1 protein-coding gene is annotated in these 1,225 nt (G+C 61.9%); it reads right to left on the reverse strand.

Annotated elements, in window-relative coordinates:
- Positions 1 to 7: 7 nt before the first annotated feature.
- Positions 8 to 1,171 carry an IS30 family transposase gene (locus FHW84_RS23025; protein WP_167258832.1) on the reverse strand — a complete coding sequence of 388 codons (1,164 nt, stop codon included), beginning with the start codon at positions 1,169 to 1,171 and terminating at the stop codon, positions 8 to 10.
- Positions 1,172 to 1,225: the final 54 nt, after the last annotated feature.

Below are 1,225 nucleotides of genomic sequence, written 5' to 3' on the forward strand. Positions count from 1 at the left end.
GGCGGTTTCAACCGATCGATGCAACAACTTCCCGCAGCTTCTCGACCGGAGTCAAGAAGCCCAGCGTCTTGCGTGGCCGTTCATTGAGTTCACGCGCGACCTTGTTCAACTGCGCCTGGGTCAAGGACGTCAAATCCATACCCTTGGGGAAATATTGCCGCAGTAATCCGTTGGTGTTCTCGTTGCTTCCGCGCTGCCAAGGACTCTGGGGATCACAAAAATAGACCTGCATGTCGGTCGCCAGGCTGAAGTCCCTGTGCCGCGACAGCTCCTTGCCCCGGTCCCAGGTCAGCGATCGCCGCAGTTCGGCGGGCAGTTTGCCGATCACGCGCTTGAGCGCCCCCACCACTTCCTGCGTCTGCTTGCTGGATACCTTCGCCAGCATCACGTAGCGCGTCTGACGCTCCACCAGCGTGGCGATATGGCTGTTATGGCTGCCTGACAGCAGATCGCCCTCCCAATGACCGGGTACCGCGCGATCCTGGGCTTCGGCCGGCCGTTCGCTGATCGATACCGCATCTAGGATCTTTCCGCGGCCATCTCCACTTCTTGCCGCTTTGGATTGCCGCATCAGCCGCTCAAAGCGCAGATGCGACACCAGCTCCTTCTTCAGGGCGCCGCGCGATTGGACGTACAGGCTTCGGTAGATCGTTTCGTGCGACACGCGCATCGTCTCGTCGTGGGAATACGTTCGTTTGAGCCATCGTGCAATCTGTTCGGGCGACCAGTTCCGCTTGAGCCTGGTGGCCACCACCCGCTGCAGCCTGGGCCGGCTAGTCAGCACGCAACGTTTGGGACGTTGCGCATTCTGCCAGGCTCGCCTATCCGCCGATTCGGCGCGGTAGTGCTCTCGCCCGCCATGGCGCTTGACCTCCCGGCTGATCGTCGACGCCGGCCGCTCCAACTCCCGAGCGATCTGTCGCAATGATTGGCCCCGGGCCAATCCACGCGAAATACTTTCTCGCTCGGCCAAGCTCAAGGTCCGCTCAGACCGCTGTCGCTCCCGGGGAGAGATGCCTCCGTGGGTCTTCAATATCCAACGGATGGACGCCGGGTACTGGCCCAGGCTACGCGCGATCTCGGCGATCGAGTCGCCTTGCCGCCACTGGCTCCATAGCCGCTTCCTCTGTTCCGCGTTCAGCCGCCTTGCGGTCGATCCTGCCTTGCTCATCGCCTCTCCCGGTCATCAACACTATGGGTGTTGCATTGACCCGTTGAAACCGCC

This window comes from Dyella sp. SG562, assembly GCF_011759495.1.
GTDB lineage: Bacteria > Pseudomonadota > Gammaproteobacteria > Xanthomonadales > Rhodanobacteraceae > Dyella_D > Dyella_D marensis.